Origin of the sequence: Ventrimonas faecis (assembly GCF_040096075.1) — a bacterium.
GTDB lineage: Bacteria > Bacillota > Clostridia > Lachnospirales > Lachnospiraceae > Brotaphodocola > Brotaphodocola faecis.
In genome coordinates this window covers 1-3,224 of record NZ_JBBMFJ010000060.1, presented here as the reverse complement: position 1 = coordinate 3,224, position 3,224 = coordinate 1, and the positions used below count along the sequence as shown (strand labels likewise).

The 3,224-nt window shown below is 43.0% G+C and carries 2 protein-coding genes and 2 tRNA genes; all 4 read left to right on the top strand.

Annotated elements, in window-relative coordinates; genetic code table 11:
- The first annotated feature begins 2 nt into the window (after nucleotides 1-2).
- Nucleotides 3-75 (top strand) — tRNA-Gly (locus WMO41_RS15695).
- 21 nt (nucleotides 76-96) lie between these two features.
- Nucleotides 97-169 (top strand) — tRNA-Thr (locus WMO41_RS15690).
- Between the two features lie 306 nt (nucleotides 170-475).
- Nucleotides 476-847 carry a DUF2500 domain-containing protein gene (locus WMO41_RS15685; RefSeq protein WP_349230572.1) on the top strand — a complete coding sequence of 124 codons (372 nt, stop codon included), beginning with the start codon at nucleotides 476-478 and terminating at the stop codon, nucleotides 845-847.
- A gap of 320 nt (nucleotides 848-1,167) precedes the next feature.
- A complete protein-coding gene (gene ade, locus WMO41_RS15680; protein ID WP_349230571.1) occupies nucleotides 1,168-2,925 on the top strand; it encodes an adenine deaminase in 1,758 nt (585 codons plus the stop codon).
- Nucleotides 2,926-3,224 lie beyond the last annotated feature (299 nt).

Below are 3,224 nucleotides of genomic sequence, written 5' to 3'. Positions count from 1 at the left end.
ATGCGCGAGTGGCTCAGTTGGTGGAGTACGACCTTGCCAAGGTCGGGGTCGCGGGTTCGAGTCCCGTCTCGCGCTCTTGCAATGAAAATTGCATATGCTGCTGTGGCTCAGTCGGTAGAGCGTCGCATTGGTAGTGCGGAGGTCACGGGTCCGATTCCCGTCAGCAGCTCTTCTAAAAGAGTGGAAGTTCTTATAAGTAAGGACTTTCACTTTTTTTATTTGTTAATGAGAAAAAATCTGCCGCTTTTAGCAAGTTCCCTCCATATTAAAAGTAAGACTTAATAAAAAAGGACAAAAACCGACAGGATTCCTATATTTTATGTTTGATTCCGGGATGGTATAATGGAGATAGAAAATTAGGAAGAATTGTTGGAATTATAATGGTATGTATTGGCAGGTATAAAAAATCAAAGAGTGACAAAATGGTATTTCAATATATTTAAGAACAGGATTAGATGAAGAAAGGGTGAGCTATATGTTTACGCTGTTTGAGTTTATGTTTCCGATTATTTTCGTGATGGTTTTCGGAATGATCATCTTCCAGTTTGTAACAGGAATCGGAACATGGCATAAAAACAATCAGTCACCGCGTTTGTCGGTGACTGCAACTATTGTCGCAAAGCGTGAAAATATCACGCATCATAGCCATGCAAATGCAGGTGATCTGTCTGGAGGGCATGGCTACCATTCGACCTCAAGTACCAGTTACCATGTCACGTTTCAGGTAGAGAGCGGTGATCGTATAGAACTACCGGTTTCAGGTAGAGAATATGGAATGCTGGCGGAAGGAGACATCGGTAAACTGACTTTTCAGGGTACGAGATATCTGTTATTTGAGCGTGTGTGATTCCGTTGGGGATCGTGCATTTGCAAAAAGTGGAGGATTTTCTGCATTGGATATGCATGATGGTTTCTGAAACAGACAACAGAAGCTAAAGCATAAGAAGTCGACAGATGGGGTCTGACGTACGGATCCTTCTGTCGTTTTTTGTTTTTGATGCAGTCCTTTTTAAATACATTTCGGCAAGATTGCTTCTTGGCTTCTTGCGTAAAATAGTTATGGTATTTTTGCTGGCCATAGACTACAATAAAGGCAAACTACAACTTTAGAATTACAAAACAAAATTAGATTCAGGAGGATTTAGGAGAAGTCAGGAGGGGGAGCTTATGGCATCAACGAATCAGTTTATGAAACAGATTTCTGCAGCAGCGGGGAGAACAAAGGCAGAGCTGGTGTTGAAGCATGCAAAAATCGTGAATGTCTTTACAGAAACCGTAGAAGAAGGAGACATTGCCATAGAAGACGGTATCATTGTTGGAATTGGAGACTATGAGGGAGACGTGGAAACTGATTTGAAGGGTGCATATGTCTGTCCTGGTTTTTTGGATGGACACATTCATCTGGAGAGTTCCATGGTGACACCGTCGGAATTTGAACGAATGGTACTGCCGCATGGAACCTGTGGGGTAATTACAGATCCTCATGAAATTGCAAACGTGGCAGGAATAGCCGGGATTCAGTATATGCTGGAAGCAACAAAGAATCTCCGCTTAGATATATATTTCATGATGCCATCCTGCGTGCCGTCGACTGCTTTGGATGAATCTGGAGCGGAACTGCATATGGAAGATCTGCTTCCGTTTTACCAGAATAAACGGGTGCTGGGGCTGGCTGAAATGATGAATTCCTACGGTGTGCTTCAGAATGCTCCGGATTGTATTGAAAAACTTCGGAAAACACAGGAGTACGGAAAACAGATCGATGGTCATGCACCGGGATTATCTGGTAAGGGCTTGAATGCATATGTAACAGCCGGTGTCGCATCTGATCATGAATGCTCAGAATTTGAGGAAGCCCGGGAGAAACTGGCCAGAGGGCAGTGGATCATGGTCCGTCAGGGAACAGCAGCCAAGAACTTAAAAAAACTGATGCCTGTCTTTGATACGCCCTACTACCAGCGGGCTATGTTGGTAACTGATGATAAACATCCGGGAGATCTGATTCGGGGCGGACATATTGATTTTATTATCCGGGAGGCGGTAGCATTGGGGGCGGATCCAATCCGCGCGATAAAAATGGGAACGCTTCATACAGCAGAATATTTTGGGCTGAAAAAACATGGTGCAGTGGCACCGGGATACAGGGCTGATCTGACAGTTTTGAATAATCTGAGGGATTTTCAGGTGCTCCGGGTTTATAAGGACGGAAAACTGGCTGCAGAAAATGGAAAAGTTATATTTGAGAAAGCAACTGAGACACCAGAGTGGGATGCTGAAATCAAAAAGCGTGTATTTCATTCGTTCCACTGCCGGCCGATACAGTTATCTGATCTTGCTTTGACGAAAAAGAAAAATCAGATCCGGGTGATTGATCTTGTCAGCCATGAACTGATTACAAAAGAAAGAATAGAAAACTGGACAGAATTGCCTGGTTTGGCAGCTGGAGTAAATCCGGAAAAGGATGTTGTAAAGCTTGTGGCGTTGGAACGTCATGAAGGAAACGGACATATCGGAATCGGATTCCTTGGAAATTATGGTTTAAAGAAAGGAGCAGTAGCGACTAGTGTTGGCCATGATTCTCACAATCTGGTTATAGCAGGAGTGACTGATGAAGATATAGCTGCAGCGGGAAACCGTGTAGTGGAAAATGAAGGAGGGCTGGCAATTGCGGTAGATGGCAAGGTAGTACTGGATCTTCCGCTAAAGATTGCAGGTCTGATGTCAGAGCTTCCGGTAGAAGAAGTAGATCGGAGACTGGAGGCAATGAAGTCACTTTCACAGGAGCTTGGAGTTCATGAAGATGTTGATGCCTTTATGACGCTGGCCTTTGTAAGTCTGCCAGTCATTCCGAAACTCCGTCTGAATACCTATGGAGTGATTGATACAGAGAAGCAGCAGATAATGGATGTGTTTTATTCTATATAGAAGTGCTTATCTGGAAAGAAGCTATTTCATATAGAACGCACATCAGAATATACGCGTTTTTCAAGCAATTAAAAAAATTCCAAAAATTTGAAAAATACTGTTGACTTTTGCCGTGACATTTGATATTATAATCCTCGCCCCGTGAGAACGGGGCAGGAGATCAAAAAGATTTCCAAAAAGAAATTAAAAAAGTTGTTGACAAAGCGAAAACAATGTGATAAGATATTGAACGTTGCCGCTGAGAACAGCAACAACATGAACCTTGAAAATGAAAGATTGAACAGTGTTTAAAACCCTGA

What these genes read in the sequence shown, in the direction of transcription:
- WMO41_RS15685 (WP_349230572.1), top strand. Translation starts at nt 476, where the DNA reads ATGTTTACGCTGTTTGAGTTTATGTTTCCGATTATTTTCGTGATGGTT.
- ade (WP_349230571.1), top strand. Translation starts at nt 1,168, where the DNA reads ATGGCATCAACGAATCAGTTTATGAAACAGATTTCTGCAGCAGCGGGG.